The organism is Pseudomonas sp. Larv2_ips, assembly GCF_963879675.1.
In the GTDB taxonomy this organism is placed as follows: Bacteria; Pseudomonadota; Gammaproteobacteria; order Pseudomonadales; family Pseudomonadaceae; genus Aquipseudomonas.
The window spans coordinates 50,290-67,635 of the sequence record NZ_CAWOAW010000031.1; the positions used below are offsets into that span (position 1 = coordinate 50,290).

Genomic DNA, 17,346 nt, shown 5'->3' on the forward strand with positions numbered 1-17,346 from the left:
CCGACGATGGACAGCGGCGACGAGGCGGCCAGCGCTGGCGGCGGGCAATCGGGGTCGGCAGCCGGGATGCGCGCCTCGCGGCGCTCCCCCCTGGGCAGCCAGGGCTCCAGCGGTGCCGGCCACAAGGCGATATTTTTTGACACTGCGCCAGGGCAATGCGCGTCCACCCGCAAGCCTTTGGCATTGACCCACACGCTTTCCATCAATCCCACGCTCAACGGCTGATCCAAGGCCTGCAAGGTCGGCGGCGTGGTGTTGTCCAGCGTCCAGGCAAAGCGCTGACGGCGGCAATTGGGGTCGCTGCGGCTCATGGGCTGGCCCAGCGGCCAACAGATCGCGGCCACGCCAACATTGGCAGGCACCGGCCTGACGGGCGCGCTGATCCCGCGCTGGCTGTCGCGGTTGGTCAGCACGTCATGCACCTGTAACATCAACGGCGCCGCCGACGCCAGACCGAACTGCCCCGGTACGGGCGTGCCGTCGGGCCGGCCAATCCACACGCCGATCAGGTAGCGCGGCCCCACACCCAGCGCCCAGGCATCGCGAAAGCCATAGCTGGTGCCGGTTTTCCAGGCCAGCACCGGGCGCTGCACCAGCTCGGCACGCGGGTCACGGTCGGGCCGCGCCTGGCCGCTGAGGATGCGCCGCACAATCCAGGCGGACCCTGGCGACAGTAACGGCCGTTCTTTAAGCGTATCGTCCGGCTGTAATCGGATAGCAGCACTCCTGCCGTCGCGGGCAAAGGCGCTGTAACCGCTGACCAAGTCCTCCAGACGGCTGCCCGCCCCGCCCAGAATCAGCGCCAGGTTCGGTTCGGCCAACGCCGGCAATGCCAGCGGCACGCCGCCGATGCGCATCTGCGCAGCAAACCGTTTCGGCCCATAGGCCTCCAGCAACTGCACCGCCGGCAAATTCAATGAACTGGACAGCGCCGTACTCGCCGGCACTGCGCCGCTGAAACCCATGGAGAAGTTGCCTGGCCGGTAATCGCCATAACGCCGGGGCACGTCCTGCAGCAGCGATTCGGAGTGGATCAACCCCTCGTCCAGCGCCATGCCGTACAGAAAAGGCTTCAAGGTCGAGCCGGGCGAGCGCAGTGCGCTGATCATGTCGACATGGCCAAAGCGCTTGGCATCATTAATATCCACCGAGCCGAGGTAGGCGCGCACGGCCATGGTTTCTTCCTCCACCACCAGGATGGCGGCGGAGGTGTGTTCCGGCAGCCGCGCGCGCCAGCCCAGCAGCAGGTCTTCGAGGCGGCGTTGCAGCGTGGCGTCGAGGGTGGTGCGGATCAGCGGCGGGCTGTCCGGACGGTTGAGGCGGCGGGCCAGCAACGGCGCAAGGCTGGGTTCGAGCCGAGGGGCGAGCAGCAGCGGCTCTTGCAGGGCTTCATCAACGGCCGACTGCGGCCACACCTGGAATTCGGCAAGGCGGTGCAGCACTTTGTCGCGGGCCTGCTGGGCACGTTGCGGGTGGCGATCCGGGCGCAGACGGCTCGGCGCCTGGGGCAATACGGCGAGCAACGCGGCTTCGGCATGGGTCAGCTGCGCCGGGGACTTGCCCAAATACGCCCAACTGGCCGCCGCCACGCCCTGCAACGTCCCGCCAAAGGGCGCGCGGTTCAGGTACAGATTAAGGATCTCGTCCTTGGACAAATGCCATTCCAACTGCGCAGTGCGCCACAGCTGACGCAGCTTGCCGTGGAAAGTGCGCGAATGCGGGTCGAGCAACCGCGCCACCTGCATCGACAAGGTGCTGCCGCCCGACACCACGCGCGCGCCGGTCAGGTTCTGCCACGTCGCCCGCAGCAGCGCCAGCGGGTTCACGCCGGGGTGCTCGTAAAACCAGCGATCTTCGTAGGTGAGCAGCGCGTCCAGGTAGTACGGCGACACCTCACGGGTCTGCACCGGATACCGCCACACGCCATTGGCGTCGGCAAAGCGCCACAACGGCGTGCCATCCTCGGCCAGCACCACGCGCGCCAAATCATCCTTGGGCAAAGGCAGCGGCCACATACGATCCGCCAGCCACAACAGCGCAATCACCAACAACACCAAACCCACGCCCACGCGCAGTAAATGTGGGAGCTGGCCTGCCTGCGATGACGGTCTGTCAGTCACCTCACTCACAACGGCCCCACCCCGCCCACAACAAATCGCAAATTCAACCCCGCAAACCTCTATGCTTCACGGAACTAGCCGCGACCCTTCGCGACCAAAGCCCCAGTGCTGGCAATTTCGTCCACTTATTCATCGAGACACACCTATGCAAGCAGACTTTTTCGGATGGTTGGGTAACACGATTGGCCTGATCATCCACTACATCGTCGAATTCTTCAGTGGGCTGTTCAATATGCTCACCCATGCCGGTGGCGACTTCGTCGATGGCATGTCCCGCGCACTGGGCATGGACACCTCGATCATCAGCATCATCACCCTGATCATCGGCCTGCTCTTCCTGTATTCGGCCGTTCGCGCCTTCATGCGCGCCTCGATCATCCTGGGCGTCATCTGGCTAATGCTCGGCCTCTGGCTACTCAGCTGGGTCGTCCACTAACCTCACACCCCCCACTCCCCTGTAGGAGCTGGATTGCCTGCGATAGCGATCTATCAGCCACCAAAATGTGCCGGCTGACCCGCCGCCATCGCGGGCAAGCCAGCTCTCACATTTGAACCCAGTGACTACCGCCAGGTATCAGCGCCCCTTGATCACCAGATCCGCTGGCGTCTCCCCCACCGCCTGCCAGTTCGGCCGATACATCGACTCCACCTGCGGCGGCGGCACACGATAAGTCCCCGGCGTCACCGCACGCGCCAGGTACAACAAGTGCGTGGTGGCGCCATAACCCTCCAGGTTCATCGCCGCCACATAGCGGTCATCGCGGAACTCCTGGTGCTTGAGCGACGCGTTCTGCATCGACTCGCGCCACTCCTTCACCTGGCTGCTGGCGTTTTCCAGGCTGGCTGCACTTTGTGCCAGGTTCTGGTTCTCCAGCTCCAGGCCAGCCGGCAACAGGTCAACCACCAACGCGTCCGGTACACGCTGCTTGGCGCTGACCGCCACATGCACCAGCACCAAATCACCGCTGTTGACGTTATGCAGGTTCAACGGCTGGCCATTCATGCCCAGGTATTCGCGGCGGATACTCAGGTTGTCGCCGCCCGGTGCCGGTGGCACTTGGGGGTAACCCGAGATCGTCAGTTGCTGGTAAACCGGCGCCTCGCCCTGATTGCTCAGGGTCAGGTCGCTGGACAGCTGCTTGCCATCCAACGCCAGCGTCGATTGTTGGTTGTTCAACGTTTGCACACCGCCACTGCCGGTCAGCGACACCTGCCAGTTCGACTCTGGCTGGGAAAACCCGAGGCGCCCGGCCAGGAACAGTGAATTACGCTCCTGAGTCGAGAGATATGGGCTGGCGGCCAACTGGTCCGAGAGCGTAAACAAACGCTCCTCGCGCTTGCCCTTGGCCAAGTCGTTTTCTTCAAGCAATGCCAGGATCATCGCCTGATCACGCAGCGGGCTGCCGTAGTCGGCCAGCCACTCGTTGGCATTGCGTTGCGCCGCCAGGCCGGCAAGCAAGGCTTGATCGGCACGTGGCTGGTCGCCCATTTTTTGCAGGGCAATGGACAACTGCACCAACGGCAACCCGGAGCGCGCCTCGCTGCGGCGCTCGAAGATACTGCGCAACGCGCCCAATGGCGCTTGCTGACTGCGCGCCAGCACCATGCCGGCATAGGCCTGCACGGCAAAGCGGGTGTGGTCGGCGTTGTCGCTGTAATCCACTTCGATCAGGTTGCGTTCCTGCACGTAGCGCAGCAGGCGTTCGCTGGCTTTCTTCAGTGCTTCAGGCGGCACGGCAAAGCCCTGGTCGCGGGCGCGCAGCAGGAAGTCGGTGACATAAGCAGTCAGCCAATACTCCTCTTCGCCGTCGGCGCCCCACAAACCAAAGCTGCCGTTGTAGCGCTGCATGCCCAACAGGCGCTCGATGCCGAGCTCGATCTTGCGTTTGCGTTCGCTCTCCGACTCGCCCTTGACGTCCAGGCGCTTGAGCAGGGCGGCGTCGGCATACAGCGACGGATACAGGCCGCTGGCGGTCTGCTCGAGGCAGCCATAAGGGTAAGCCTTGAGTGCACTGATCTGCGCGCCGAGGTTCAGCGGCGGCCGGCTCGACAGGCTCAACAGCGCTTCGCGCCCCGAGGCATCGAACAGGTCCAGGCTGCCGACCGGCAAGCTCCACGGCTGATCCTTGAGCACTGCGCGGTAATGCTTGAGCAGCGCCGGGTAGGCCGGGCGCACACCCAGGGTCCACTTGCGGCTGAACGGCGGCAGGTTTTCGCCCGGCAGGTCGAGGCCATTTACGGTGACCTTGACCTTGCCCTGCCCTAACCCGCCCCAGGCTTTGACCGGGATGCGCAAGGTGGTGCGCTGGCCTTGCTTGAGTTCAACAGACTGCGCGCCGCTGTTGACCAGCTCCAGTTGCCCTTCAGTGCTCAACTGCACATCGAGTTTCTGCGCTGTGCCCGACAGGTTGGACAGGTCCAGCGCTAACGTGGTCTGGTCACCACCGGCGAGAAAGCGCGGCGCCGACAGCTCGGCAATCAGCGGCGCGGCAATCACCGTCTTGCCTTCGGCCATGCCATAACGGTCATCGCTCCAGGCTTGGGCCATCAGGCGCAATTGGCCATTGAAGTCGGGGATATTGACGCTGACTTCGCCCTCGCCCTGTTCATTCAACGTCACGGGCGCGCTCTGCAACGCCACAATGGTCACGCTGGTGTCCGGACGTTTGCCGCCCTTGGCCAGCGCCGCATCACCACCGAAGGCCAGGCTGGCCAAACGGCCCTGGCCGGCCTCGATCAACTGGCCGTAGATATCGAACTGGTCCACGCCATAGGCCTTGCGACCAAACAGGCTGGAGTACGGGTCCGGTGTCGGGTATTCGGTGATATTGAGGATGCCCACGTCCACGGCCGCCAGCAGCACATGCACCTGCTTGGGCACGCTGCCGTCGGCGTTCTTGGCGGCGATCTTCACCGTCAGCGGTTGTTTGGGGCGCATTTTTTCCGGCGCGGTGAGGGTCAGGCCGAGTTTGCGCTGGGTGCGATCCAATGGCAGGTGCAGCAAACCCACGGCCCGTTTAGGCGTGATATTGGCTTTGCGCTCACCCGGACGAATCACCAGCGCGCTGACGTACAGGTCATGGCGCGACCATTTCGGGTCGAGCTTCACGGCGAAGCTTTTGCCTTCGGCCGGCACATCGATTTCCTGCCACCACAGCGGCCCTTCACTGGATTCCACCAGCAGGTAGCCTTTACCGGCTGCCGGTGGCGTGACGGTGACATTGGCGGTATCGCCATCGCCATACGCCGGTTTATCCAACGCCAATTTGACTTGGTCGGGGCGCACGGCACCGCCTTCGGTGTTGTCCTGGGCCTGGTAACCGGCCCAGAAACGCAGGCTGCTGACCAGCCCGGTTTGCGGGTCTTCGACCTCGACACGGTACGGGCCCCACTCGACCTGGAAGCTGACCTTGGCGGTGTCGCCAGCCTTGATGTTCAGGGTCTGTTCGTCGAGATTGAGGAATTTCTCGTTGAAGTGGTAACTCCAGCCGTCGCTTTCCGAGTAGTTCCAGTAGTAGTCGCGGCGCTCACGCACCAGGCGCACCTTGAGGTTTTGCGCGGCGAGTTTCTGCCCGTCCTGGTTGGCCAGCAGCACTTCGAATTCCGCTGGGCCGTCGCCGTTGGTTTCCTTGCCGTCAAACAAGCCACGCAGGCCCGGCAGTTGCTCGGCCGGCCAGATCGGCTGCACCAGGCGCCGAGTAATCGGGCGCCCACCTGACTCTTGCAGGCTGGCTTGCACGATCAGTTGCAGGGGTGATTTGGCCTCGGCCCATTTGCTTTCCAGCGTCAGCTCTTCCTCGCCCTTGGCGTCGAGCACGCTTTCGTCCAGCTCGAAATCCTGACTCAGTTCTTCTTCGGTAACGGAGCCGAACTGGTAGCCCGGCAGCGATTTGACGGCCTCGCGCAATGGGCGCACATACACTTGCCCGCTCACGCGGTTGCCCGATGCCGGTGCGCCGTAGAGGTAGCGACCATTGACGTGAATCACCGGGTTATCCGCCGGGCTCAAGGCTGTGTCACTGCCCTTGAGTTCCAGCGCCAGGCGCTCGGGCAGGAAGTCTTCGACAAGAAACTCATACAGCTGCGGCTTGCCGTCGCCCAGGTCGAACACCAGTTGCCAGCGCCCGGTCGGCGCTTCACCGGCCAACTGCAATTGATATTGATAGAGGCCCGACGCATCGGCATCCCACACGAACTTGCGGCTGACCTGCTCATCCGGCCGGCGCACCTCCACGCTCACCGGTTGCGGCTTGACGGCATTGCCATCCTTGTCGCGCAACAGGGCGTTGAGCAGCACGGTTTCACCGGGGCGATACAGGTCACGTGGGCCGAACACAAAAAACTGCAGTGGGTGCGCCGGCTGGCCGCCGATATCGAACTCGGCCAGGTCCAGCGCAGCGCTGTCCAGACGCAGCAGGCTGGTCTGTTCGCCAAGCTTGGCCAGCAACACCTGGGCTTTTTTCGGCAGCGGCAACTCGGCATGGCCACCCTTTTCGGTCTTGCCCTGGCCCAGCACACGGCCTTCGGCATCCAGCACTTCGAGGTCCACGCCCTCCAGCGCCTTGCCACCTTCGAGCGCCTGGGTAAACACATCCAGGCGATTGGCATAGCGGTGCACCGACAGGCCGATATCACTCAACGTGAACAGCGTGGCCGGTTGCGAATAGTTGTAGGTGCCCGTGGCGCGCATCACCGCCAGGTACACGCCCGGCTGCTGCAATTGCTTGAGGCCGGCGATCGGCAGCAACAGGGTTTCGCGCGTATTGCGCGCCGGGTTCAGGTCGAAGCGGCCGCCGTAGACCAGGTCGGCCATCGGTAACAGTTCGCGCGACTCATAACTCTGCAGGCTGGTGTTACGCCCCCACTGCGCGAGGAACGAGGGCAGCGATTCGGGCTTGATACGGAAAAACTCGACATCGATCTTGTCAACGTTCAGCGCAATCACCGGCAGGCCTTCGGCCAGGCGCGTCGGCAACAACGTGCCGCGGCTGGCAAAGCCGACCGTGGCTTGCAGGTCACGGGTTTCCAGGCGCGCGGTGTACTCGGCGGCGAGCTTGTTGTCGTTGACCGCCTTGACTCCGGCATCGACGGTCAGCACCAGTTTGCGCTGCGGCTCGAGGTGGCGCAGGCGCAGCTCCATCAGGTTATCGGACAGCTCCCAGGCGCCATCGACCTTGCCGGACTTGCTGTCCACCAGGTGGACTTTGTCGGCGAATTTCTGCTCGGGGTCCAACGGGATGGAAAAGCTCACCGACAGCGTGCTGGCCCCGTCCAACTGGACTTCGGACACGTCCACCACGCTCAACTCACGGCCGGCATAGCGCTGTTTCAGCGCTGCCACATCCACCGCCGCTTTCGCCGGCTTGGGTGCAACCGTCGCCGCCGCAGGAGCGGTCGGGGCAGCCGGTTTATCGGAGGAATCGCAGGCGCTCAGCAGGGCCAGCGCGCAGGCCAGGAACAGTCCTTTGTTAAGCATGGGGCACTCGTAGTGAGAGGGGTCCGAGGGGTGAACTATATATCAGCCTGCGAGGGGCCGATGAGGTGCTGGTCACATTGACCGACGGAGGGTGCTTTGGTTCTGGCCCCTGATCACTCCAAGCCAAATCCCACAAGCAACACAGCTCAAATTGTGGGAGCGGGCTTGCTCGCGAATGCAGTGGGTCAGTCAACATGCCCTTCACTGATCCACCGCTTTCGCGAGCAAGCCCGCTCCCACATTGGTTCTGCGGTGCAGCAAGGGGCCAGTTACAATGCCGCTCCCCCAAAGGAGCCTCCATGACTACCCTGCTCACCGACTGGCGCCACCGCCCCACCCACCGTCGCGTCTGGGCGCTGGCCGCGCCGATGATCCTGTCAAATATTTCGGTGCCGCTGGTGGCCCTGGTCGACAGCATGGTCATCGGCCACCTGCCCCACGCCCACCAGTTGGGCGCCGTGGCCGTCGGTGCCAGCCTGTACACCTTCATCGCCTGGGCCATGGGCTTTCTGCGCATGGGCTCCACCGGGTTCGCTGCCCAAGCCGCCGGGCGCAATGACGGCGCGGCGCTGCGGCAAATCCTGCTGCAAGGCCTGCTGCTGGCACTGGGGTTGGCGATGTTGCTGGGCACCGTCGGCATTCCGCTGAGCCACCTGGCGTTGGAGTGGATGCAACCCTCTCCCGAACTCAATCAGCTGACCCGCGAGTTTTTCCACACGCGCCTGTTCGGCCTGCCCGCCGCCCTGGCCAGCTACGCGTTGGTGGGCTGGTTCCTGGGGACGCAAAACGCCCGCGCGCCGCTGGCGATTCTGTTGACCACCAACCTGGTCAACATCGCCTTGAACCTGTGGTTCGTCCTCGGCCTGGAGTGGGGCGTGGTCGGCTCCGCACGTGCGTCAGTCATCGCCGAATGGACCGGCGCCCTGCTCGGCCTGGCCCTGACGCAAAACGCCCTGCGCGCCTACCCCGGGCAAATCGCCTGGGCCGCGCTCAAAGTTTGGCAAAGCTGGCGCCCGTTGCTGGCGGTGAACCGCGACATTTTCATCCGCAGCCTCGCCCTGCAATCGGTGTTTTTCATGATCACGGTGCAAGGCGCGCGCCTGGGCGACGCCACCGTGGCAGCCAACGCGCTGCTGCTCAATGGCCTGCTGCTGACCGCCCATGCCCTGGACGGCCTGGCCCATGCCGTCGAAGCCCTGTGCGGGCATGCCATCGGCGCCCATGATCGGCAGGCGCTGCGCCGTTCGCTGGTGGTTGCCTGCGGCTGGTCACTGATCGCCAGTGTCGGGTTCGCGCTGCTGTTCACCTTTGCCGGCCATTTGTTTATCGCCATGCAAACCGACATCCCCGACGTGCGCGAAACCGCCGACATTTACCTGCCGTATCTGGCCGTGCTGCCGTTGATTGCGGTGTGGAGCTACTTGCTCGACGGCCTGTTTATCGGCGCCACCCGCGCGCGGGAAATGCGCAACGGCATGCTGCTCACCGTGGCGATGCTGCTGCCCTTCGCCTGGGCGCTGCAGCCGTACGGCAACCACGGCCTGTGGATAACCTTCCTGCTGTTCATGGCCCTGCGCAGCCTTACTTTGTGGGCGATTGCCTGGCGCTTGAATCGGCAGAATCAGTGGCTTGGATAAAGGCCGTGACGCGGTCCAATACCGGCGCCAGCCAGCGTAAGGGCCGAGCGATAGACGCCACCAGTGTCGCGTGGCTGGTCTTGGTGAAGTAAAACACTTCAACCGGTACATCCGCTGCGCGCAGTTTTTTCGCCAACCCACCGGTGTTGCGCGTGGGGTTGACCAGCGTGTCGCTCACCGACGCGATCAACAGACTCGGCGGCGCAGCGTGGCTGACATGGTTGATCGGCTGGGAATCCGGCGGTGAGTCAGGAAAGAAAAACACCGGCTTCACGTCAGGGTTTTCAATCGGCAGGAAGTCGTACGGCCCGGCCAGGCCGATCCAGCCCTTCAGCATCGTGGGCGACAGGTTCACTGCTTTAAGCCAGCGCGGATCCAGCGCCAGCATCGACGCGTTGTAGGCGCCGGAGCTGTGCCCCATCAGGTACAGCTGCCTGGGGTCAGCGCCGTAGTCGGCGATGTGTTGATAAGTCCAGGCGACGGCCTGGGCGTTGTCCTGCAGAAACGAGGGGTAGCGCACTTGCGGGTAGAGCCGGTAGTCGGCAATCACCACCACAATGCCGCGTGAGGCCAGAGCCTCGCCGACAAAACCGTAATCATCCTTGGCGCCGCTGTTCCAGCTGCCGCCGTAGAAAAACACCACGACCGGGGTGTTGGGCAATGCCTTGATCGGACGGTAGACATCGAGTGTTTGGCGCGGGTCATCGCCGTAGGCAATGGAGGCGGTTTTGGTAAAGGTGCTGGAGGGCGTGAGTGCGTTGAGCACTTTGATGGGGGAGCAGGCCGCCAGGAATGCGGCGAATGCCAGGGTGAAGGCTTGCAGCCATTTGCTCGACATCGTTCAGACCCCACATGCAAGGCACTGCCAAATGAAGATCCAAATGTGGGAGCGGGCTTGCTCGCGAAGGCGGTGGGTCAGTTAACACATGTGTGACTGATGTACCGCTTTCGCGAGCAAGCCCGCTCCCACATTAGATTGCTATCAGCTTAGATCACGACGACAGGTACGAAGAACGCGTCAAACCAAGACGCAACGCGTCGAGGAACTGCGTACGCTCCGACGCACTGATCTTCGCGCTCGCACACTTGTCACGGTAGTGCGTCATCAACTCCTCCGGCGACAAGTGCACATAGCGCAGCATGTCTTCGATGGTGTCGTGGGTCTCGATCCCGGCGCTGTACACCGAACCGTCTTCACGCTGGTAGATGTTCACCGAGTCGGTGTCGCCGAACAGGTTGTGCATGTCGCCCAGGATTTCCTGGTAAGCGCCCACCAGGAAAATGCCCAGCAAGTAGTCTTCACCTTCGTTCAAGGCGTGCACCGGCAAACTGGTTTCGATGCTCTGCTCGTCGACGTATTGCTTGATCTTGCCGTCGGAGTCGCAGGTCAGGTCTTGCAGCACGGCGCGGCGCAGCGGCTCTTCGTCGAGACGGTGCAGCGGCAGAATCGGCAGGACCTGGCCAATCGCCCAGGTGTCCGGCAGGCTCTGGAACACCGAGAAGTTGCAGATGTACTTGTCGGCCAGCTTGTCGTTGAGCTCGTCCAGCACTTGGCGGTGCGAACGCTGACGGGCTTTGAGCGAGTCGTGCAGGCGGCGGCACACCGCGAAGTAGCACTGCTCGGCCAAGGCTTTTTCCGCCAGGGTGATTTTGCCGTCGGCGTACTGGGTGGCCACGTCGCTCATGTAGTGCGTGGCACGCCAGTAAGTTTCGGTGACCATCTCGATGTCGGTCGGGCCCAGCAGGTCCACCAGCCACTGCACGGTTTCCGGCAGGTTTTCCTTGTTCTCGATCAGCGGGATTTCGTCGTTATGTTTCTCGACGTCGGTGACTTGCACCACCAGCATGGCGTGGTGGGCGGTCAGGGAACGGCCGCTTTCGGAGAAGATATGCGGGTGCGGCAGGCTCTGCGCGTCGCAGAATTCCTTGAGCATGCCCACGACCACGCCGGCGTAGTCGTCCATGTCGTAGTTGATCGAGCTGGCGTTACGCGAGTGGGTACCGTCGTAGTCCACGCCCAGGCCGCCGCCGACGTCGATGTGGTCCACCGGCAAACCGAGGTTGCGCAGTTCGCCGTAGTAACGAATGGCTTCCTTGAACCCGTGTTGGTAGTCGGCCAGGTTGGCGATCTGCGAACCCATGTGGAAGTGCAGCAGGCGGATGCCCTGGTCCAGGCCTGCAGCGCGGAAGCGCTCGACCACCGACAGCAGCTGCGCCGCCGACAAACCGAACTTGGACTTTTCGCCACCGGTGTCTGCCCACTTGCTCGACGCCAGGGACGACAACCGCACGCGCAGGCCAACCTGTGGCTTGACCTTGAGGTTGGCCGCCTCTTCGATCACCAGCGCCACTTCGGATTCTTTCTCGATCACGATGAACACATTGTGGCCCAGCTTCTGGCCCATCAGCGCGAGGCGGATGAACTCACGGTCTTTGTAACCGTTGCAGACGATGGTGCCGCCTTTCGGTGCCAGGGCCAGCACGGCCAGCAGCTCAGGCTTGGAGCCGGCTTCCAGGCCGATGGAAACGTCCTGGGTGGCGATGATGTTCTCGATCACCGCTTCCTGCTGGTTCACCTTGATCGGGTACAGCGCGGTGTACTTGCTCTGGTATTCCAGGCGCTCGATGTTCGCGTCGAACGCACCGGTCAGCTGGCGCACGCGGTCTTGCAGGATGTCGGGGAAGCGCACCAGCAGCGGCAAGGACAGGCCGCTTTTGCGCAGCTCGTCAACTTGTTCGTACAGATCGACAGGCGTGCTGTTCGGGCCGTTCGGACGGACTTCAACGCGACCGGCTTCATTGATCGCGAAATACCCGGCCCCCCAATGGCGAATCCCGTAAACACTGCGGCTGTCCGCAACTGTCCATTGGCTGCCATCGTCTTTGCGTGTGCGTCGTACGGACATCGAAGTCCCCTATATAAAGTCGAAGATCACCACACCCTTCTTGTAAGGCTGGCGAAGTCTAAAGAATGAAAATGACGATTTGCCTGTAAGGAAGGTAGACCCCACTCGCAGGACAGAGTTTAGACACCGGTCAGGAACAGGCTCTGTGAAAACCATGGAGACGACAGTTCGCGTTCAGCAAACCGGCGATCGGGGTGGGTTTCACAGAGGCTGCTAGCCGCCGGATTTCTTCGCCTTGTAACCCAGCTTGATCAGCTCGGCCAACAGCAACTCGACGTGATCGCCCTGGATCTCGATAACGCCGTCTTTCAACGCGCCACCGGTGCTACAGCGCTTTTTCAGCGTGGTAGCCAGTTCCTTCAGGGCATCTTCGGCCAGCGGCACGCCGGTGATGGTGGTCACCGTCTTGCCGCCACGGCCTTTGCTCTCGCGTCGCACGCGCGCAATACCGTCGCCTTCAGGGATCAGGGTCTGTTTGCAGGTGCACGAATCCACGGGCTGACGACAGTCCGGGCAGTGTCGACCTGCGTCGGTGGAAAATACCAGGCCACCAAGGGCGGCGAAGGATGCGGCTTTTTTGGCCACCGGCAATCCTCTTGGGAGGACAAAGACTGATCGGCGCTCACCAGGAGCATTACCGACCGCGAAGCCCCACTCAGGCAGGGGCAGCGCTACCGAACCGCAAAGGTGGTTCGGGTGAAAAGTCGCGCAGTGTAACGGCAAAAAGCCGGCTTGCTAAGAGCCAAATAGCGCCAATTTATGCAACTTTAGCGACGCAAGGCCAGATAGCGCCGCAAGCCCTCTTGAGCGTCCGGGCAGTAAGGCTTTTGTTCAGCTTCCTGCAGGACAATGTCAATGGGCAAAAACCGCGCTTCCATCACCTCTTCCGGTTGCAGGCGCAACGGGCCATCCCAGACAGCAGAGTAGGATTTGCACCAGAGCCGGCTGTCGCCATCCTCAAAGTAGAAATGGTCATGCTCGACCAGCGCCACGCCCGCAACGCCGAGCTCTTCTTGCAGCTCACGGACCGCCGAATCGGCGTAGCTCTCACCGGCCGCAACCATGCCGCCCGCTGCGGTGTCCCAGAAACCCGGGTACATGGCTTTGCTCAGGGTGCGCCGATGCACACACAACTCACCGGCAGAATTGAACAGGAAGATAAAGGTGCAACGGCCGATCAGGCCACGTCGGCGCAGGTCGGATCGCACCAGAGTACCGAGCAGGTTGTCCTGCTCGTCGACCCAGGCGATCAGTTCAGCGTCGGAGGCCGCGCGGTGCGCGGCCTCCTTTTGAGTAGCGTCCATCATCACCCTTGGTTGAGGAGCTGACGCAAGTCGATCACTGCAGCGTTTGCCCGGGAAATATAGTTGGCCATGACCAGCGAGTGGTTGGCGAGGATGCCAAAGCCACTGCCGTTCAGAATCATAGGGCTCCACACCGGCTCCTGCGAGGCCTCCAGCTCACGAATGATCTGGCGCACGCTGACAGTGGCGTTTTTCTTGGCCAGCACGTCGGCAAAGTCGACTTCGATGGCGCGCAGCAGGTGGGACAAGGCCCAGGCCTGGCCACGGGCCTCGTAGAACACGTTGTCGATCTGCATCCATGGGGTTTCCACCACTTCTTCATCGACCTGCGGCACTTCACCCGGCGCCAGGGCTTCGGTTTTCAGTGCGGTGTTCAGTTTCACCCGGCCAACACTGGCCGACAGGCGTTGCGACAGCGAACCCAAGCGGGTCGCGACATCGCCCAGCCAGTTGTTCAGGTTGTCGGCACGCGCGTAGAACAGCGCGCCGCGCTGGTTCGGGTCCGACAGGCGCGCTTCATAGCGGCTCAGGGAGTTGATGCCTTCCTGGTACTCCGACTCGCTGGAAGGCAGCACCCAGCTCTTGTTATCGAAGTTGAAACGCGGCTCGGCCTTGGCCAAGTCAGCGTCTTCGGCCGACTGCGACTGGGAACGGGCGAAGTCTTTACGCAGGGCACGGGTCAGGTCACGCACCTGCACCAGCACGCCGTATTCCCAGCTCGGCATGTTGTCCATCCACAGGCCCGGCGGGAAACGGTCGTTGGAAATGTAGCCACCGGGCTTGTTCAGCAAGGTGCCGACCACGGTCTTGAGGGTTTCGACAGTGGTGTAGCCCACCACCATCTGCTTGCCTTCCTTCTCGGCGGCAAGCTGGGCATTTTGCTGGACCGGGAACAGCGCCGGCTCTTCGCTCCAGTACCAACCCAGGGCGCCGGTGACCAACAGGTACAAACCCAGCACGCTGAGCAAGGCTTTGCTCATCAGCAGGTTGCGAAAGTAACTACGGTTGGCCGACTTGGGCTCAGGGGCGGGGCCTTTGGCACTGCCTGCGCGGTTTTTCCAGTCCAGCATGGCGATATCCTTTCAATCACTTGAGTTCATGCACGTCATTTGTCCGGGTGCGTTCAAACACTCCGACCACAACCCTACCCCATCGTGCCCATCGGCGCGGGGCTTTTAACCGAAAGTGGCGCACAGGGGATGTTCGACTATAAATGAAGCACGCTTTTTACGCAGCGCGACCATCAGGTCAAAAACTGAATGGCCCAGACTGCTACTTAATTGACGTATGACACTCATGTGGGAGAAAAGAGGTGCTAGCATAGAGCCATCAGTCGACCTCAGCATGCACCCTAACTAGTAGTCAGGATATGACCGAGCCAGAAGACCCCAGCCGTGAGCGTCTCAAGCACCATTTTGCCCAGCGGGTAATTCATCAGGCACGTCAAATTCTTGAGATCTGGCAACGCCTGCAACGCAGCGAATGGTCGAACACCGATCTGTCCGAACTCAGCGAAGCCAACCTGCGCCTGCTGCGCTTTGCCGAGCGTTTCGAGCAGCCGGAACACGGCCAACTGGCGCGGCACATCGGCGAGTCCCTCAAGGCGGTGGATGAAAATCGCGGCCGCCTGAGCAGCCAGGTGATCACCGAGCTCAACCGCCTGATGCAGCGCCTGTCCCGCACCGGCCTGCGCCAGGGCGACCAGTTGGAACAAACTTTCCTGCCCCCCATGCGCAAGCCGATCTACGTGATGCTGGCCGATCACGACCGCGCCGAGCGCCTGGCCAAGCAGCTTGAATTCTTTGGCATGAGCGCCCAGTCACTGGACAGCGTGGCAGCCTTTCGCGCGTCGCTGGCCGAGCGCCTGCCGTCGGCCATCGTGATGGATGTGGATTTCTGCGGCGCAGGCCTGGGCCTCAAGCTCGCCGCCGAAGCTCAGGAAGGCCTGGAGCAAAAGCTGCCGCTGCTGTTTTTCAGCCTGCACGAAACCGACACCCCGACGCGCCTGGCCGCCGTGCGCGCCGGCGGCCAGGAATTTCTCACTGGCACGCTTGAGGCCTCAAGCCTGCTGGAAAAGATCGAGGTGCTGACCTGCGTCGCGCAGTACGAGCCCTATAAGGTGCTGATCATCGACGACTCACGCGCCCAGGCGCTGCACACCGAGCGCCTGCTCAACAGCGCCGGGATCGTCACGCGCACCTTGATCGAGCCGATCCAGGCGATGGCCGAACTGGCGGACTTCCAGCCGGACCTGATCATCCTCGACATGTACATGCCCGCCTGCACCGGCACCGAACTGGCCAAAGTGATCCGCCACAATGACCGTTACGTCAGCGTGCCGATCATTTACCTGTCGGCCGAAGACGACCTGGACAAGCAACTGGACGCCATGAGCGAAGGCGGCGACGACTTCCTCACCAAGCCGATCAAACCGCGCCACCTGATCACCACCGTGCGCAACCGCGCGGCGCGTGCACGCAACCTTAAAGCACGAATGGTGCGCGACAGCCTGACCGGGCTGTACAACCACACCCATATTCTGCAACTGCTGGAAGACTGCAGCTTTCGCGCGCGCCGCGAGAACAAGCCGCTGAGCTTTGCCATGCTCGACATTGACCACTTCAAGCGGGTCAACGACAGTCACGGCCACCCCATGGGCGACCGCGTGATCAAGAGCCTGGCGCTGTTTCTCAAGCAGCGCTTGCGCAAGACCGACTACATCGGCCGCTACGGCGGTGAAGAATTTGCCATCGTGATGCCCGACACCGACCTGGAATCGGCCTGCAAAGTGCTGGACGAAATCCGTGGGCGGTTTGCCGAAATTCACTACCCGGCCCAGCCGCAGGATTTGTGGTGCACCTTCAGCGCCGGGCTGGTGGAGCTGTGCGACGGTTCCGACAGCTTGATGATGGCCGCTCAGGCAGACGAGGCGCTGTACCGCGCCAAGGACGCCGGGCGTAACCGCGTGCAGGCTGCGCGCACATCAAAGCAAAGTGCCATCTTTTCACCGGAATCCACCGATTCCGTCATAACTCTGTAATGGAAACGCAATAACTTCAGGCACTTATCTTTTGCTGTCGGTTGAAACCACGCATGCGCCTGAAGCTGCTGACCAATTTAAATACCCTTCTGCTGGTGGCCGTGTGCCTGGCGCTCGGGGCGACGCTATGGTGGTCGCAACGCGCACTGGAACGGCCTTATTTGCTGATGGAGCGCTACCTTGGCCTGTCGCAGGCGTTTCAGAATCAGGCCGCGCGCAATATCGACGACTACCTGGCCAGCGGCGACGCGTTGCGTTTGAGCAGTGCCGGTCAGAGCCTGGAAAACCTCCTGCAGCACCTCGATGAACTGCCGGCGGACCTCGCGCAGAACCTGCGCCCTAGCCTGGTCGAACTGGACACCTTCAGCAAAACCGACCTGCTGGCCGCCGGCAAACTGGCCGGCGACCCACAAGCGCTGCTGCTGCAAGCCGAACGTGAGCTGGGCGCGAATCTGGAACAGTTGAGCCAGTACGCCACGGGCGTCACTTCACCCGACGCTGCACGCTACTTGCCGCCGCTGCTGGCCGCGTCCCAGCACTTGGGCAAACTGTCACTGGCCCGCGACAAGCTGGTGAGCAGCGGGCGCGCAGAGCTGGCCGATGAAGTCGAGCGCGAAGTTGCCAGCATCCGCACGCAGGCCGACCTGTTGGCGCAGTTACCGCTGCTGGGCGTAAAGGCCAGCGCCGAGTCCAGCGCGGATGATTTCTCCGCCATGCTGGGCCTGGAAAGCAGCGAAAAAGCCGAAGTGCAGGACACCGGCGTGGACCTCAAACGCGAACTCAACAGCCTGCTGACCCGCTACCCTGCCGAACTCAAGCGCACTCGCGATCAGATCCAGCTGCGCACTGCGCTGGCCGACAGC

10 protein-coding genes are annotated in these 17,346 nt (G+C 62.5%); 3 read left to right on the forward strand and 7 right to left on the reverse strand.

What is annotated here, in order from left to right; all coding sequences use genetic code 11:
- The coding region (pbpC, locus tag AACV02_RS25950; protein ID WP_256680442.1) for a peptidoglycan glycosyltransferase PbpC at positions 1-2,015 on the reverse strand (2,015 nt) is incomplete at its 3' end.
- Positions 2,016-2,265: 250 nt separating this feature from the next.
- On the opposite strand from pbpC, the gene AACV02_RS25955 reads away from it, so the two are divergent.
- Positions 2,266-2,556 carry a hypothetical protein gene (locus AACV02_RS25955; RefSeq protein WP_119737790.1) on the forward strand — a complete coding sequence of 97 codons (291 nt, stop codon included), beginning with the start codon at positions 2,266-2,268 and terminating at the stop codon, positions 2,554-2,556.
- Positions 2,557-2,694: 138 nt separating this feature from the next.
- Here AACV02_RS25955 and AACV02_RS25960 read toward each other — a convergent pair whose 3' ends face one another.
- Entirely contained in the window at positions 2,695-7,596 is a 4,902-nt protein-coding gene (locus AACV02_RS25960) for an alpha-2-macroglobulin family protein (RefSeq protein WP_119737792.1), read from the reverse strand.
- Between the two features lie 299 nt (positions 7,597-7,895).
- On the opposite strand from AACV02_RS25960, the gene AACV02_RS25965 reads away from it, so the two are divergent.
- Positions 7,896-9,233 (forward strand): MATE family efflux transporter, encoded by a 1,338-nt coding sequence (locus AACV02_RS25965; protein WP_119737794.1) that lies wholly within the window; start codon positions 7,896-7,898, stop codon positions 9,231-9,233.
- Here AACV02_RS25965 and AACV02_RS25970 read toward each other — a convergent pair.
- The 5 genes from AACV02_RS25970 to AACV02_RS25990 all read right to left on the reverse strand — a co-directional run bounded on the left by AACV02_RS25970 (position 9,178) and on the right by AACV02_RS25990 (position 14,513).
- A complete protein-coding gene (locus AACV02_RS25970) occupies positions 9,178-10,071 on the reverse strand; it encodes an alpha/beta hydrolase (protein ID WP_119737796.1) in 894 nt (297 codons plus the stop codon). The genes AACV02_RS25965 and AACV02_RS25970 overlap by 56 nt on opposite strands.
- A 154-nt stretch (positions 10,072-10,225) precedes the next feature.
- Positions 10,226-12,139: an arginine decarboxylase gene (gene speA / locus AACV02_RS25975; RefSeq protein ID WP_106577702.1), complete on the reverse strand. Its 1,914-nt coding sequence runs from the start codon at positions 12,137-12,139 to the stop codon at positions 10,226-10,228.
- Between the two features lie 213 nt (positions 12,140-12,352).
- The gene (locus AACV02_RS25980; RefSeq protein ID WP_119737798.1) at positions 12,353-12,724 is read right to left on the reverse strand and encodes a translation initiation factor Sui1; all 372 of its coding nucleotides are present in this window, start codon (positions 12,722-12,724) and stop codon (positions 12,353-12,355) included.
- Between the two features lie 182 nt (positions 12,725-12,906).
- A complete protein-coding gene (locus AACV02_RS25985; RefSeq protein WP_119737800.1) occupies positions 12,907-13,443 on the reverse strand; it encodes an NUDIX hydrolase in 537 nt (178 codons plus the stop codon).
- A gap of 2 nt (positions 13,444-13,445) precedes the next feature.
- Positions 13,446-14,513, reverse strand: coding sequence for a DUF2333 family protein (locus AACV02_RS25990; protein ID WP_106577700.1), 1,068 nt, complete (start codon positions 14,511-14,513; stop codon positions 13,446-13,448).
- A gap of 299 nt (positions 14,514-14,812) precedes the next feature.
- Here AACV02_RS25990 and AACV02_RS25995 point away from each other — a divergent pair, with 299 nt between their 5' ends.
- Positions 14,813-16,483: a response regulator gene (locus AACV02_RS25995; protein ID WP_106577699.1), complete on the forward strand. Its 1,671-nt coding sequence runs from the start codon at positions 14,813-14,815 to the stop codon at positions 16,481-16,483.
- Positions 16,484-17,346 lie beyond the last annotated feature (863 nt).

What these genes read in the sequence shown, in the direction of transcription:
- AACV02_RS25955 (WP_119737790.1), top strand. Translation starts at nt 2,266, where the DNA reads ATGCAAGCAGACTTTTTCGGATGGTTGGGTAACACGATTGGCCTGATC.
- AACV02_RS25960 (WP_119737792.1), bottom strand. Translation starts at nt 7,596, where the DNA reads ATGCTTAACAAAGGACTGTTCCTGGCCTGCGCGCTGGCCCTGCTGAGC.
- AACV02_RS25965 (WP_119737794.1), top strand. Translation starts at nt 7,896, where the DNA reads ATGACTACCCTGCTCACCGACTGGCGCCACCGCCCCACCCACCGTCGC.
- AACV02_RS25970 (WP_119737796.1), bottom strand. Translation starts at nt 10,071, where the DNA reads ATGTCGAGCAAATGGCTGCAAGCCTTCACCCTGGCATTCGCCGCATTC.
- speA (WP_106577702.1), bottom strand. Translation starts at nt 12,139, where the DNA reads ATGTCCGTACGACGCACACGCAAAGACGATGGCAGCCAATGGACAGTT.
- AACV02_RS25985 (WP_119737800.1), bottom strand. Translation starts at nt 13,443, where the DNA reads ATGGACGCTACTCAAAAGGAGGCCGCGCACCGCGCGGCCTCCGACGCT.
- AACV02_RS25990 (WP_106577700.1), bottom strand. Translation starts at nt 14,513, where the DNA reads ATGCTGGACTGGAAAAACCGCGCAGGCAGTGCCAAAGGCCCCGCCCCT.
- AACV02_RS25995 (WP_106577699.1), top strand. Translation starts at nt 14,813, where the DNA reads ATGACCGAGCCAGAAGACCCCAGCCGTGAGCGTCTCAAGCACCATTTT.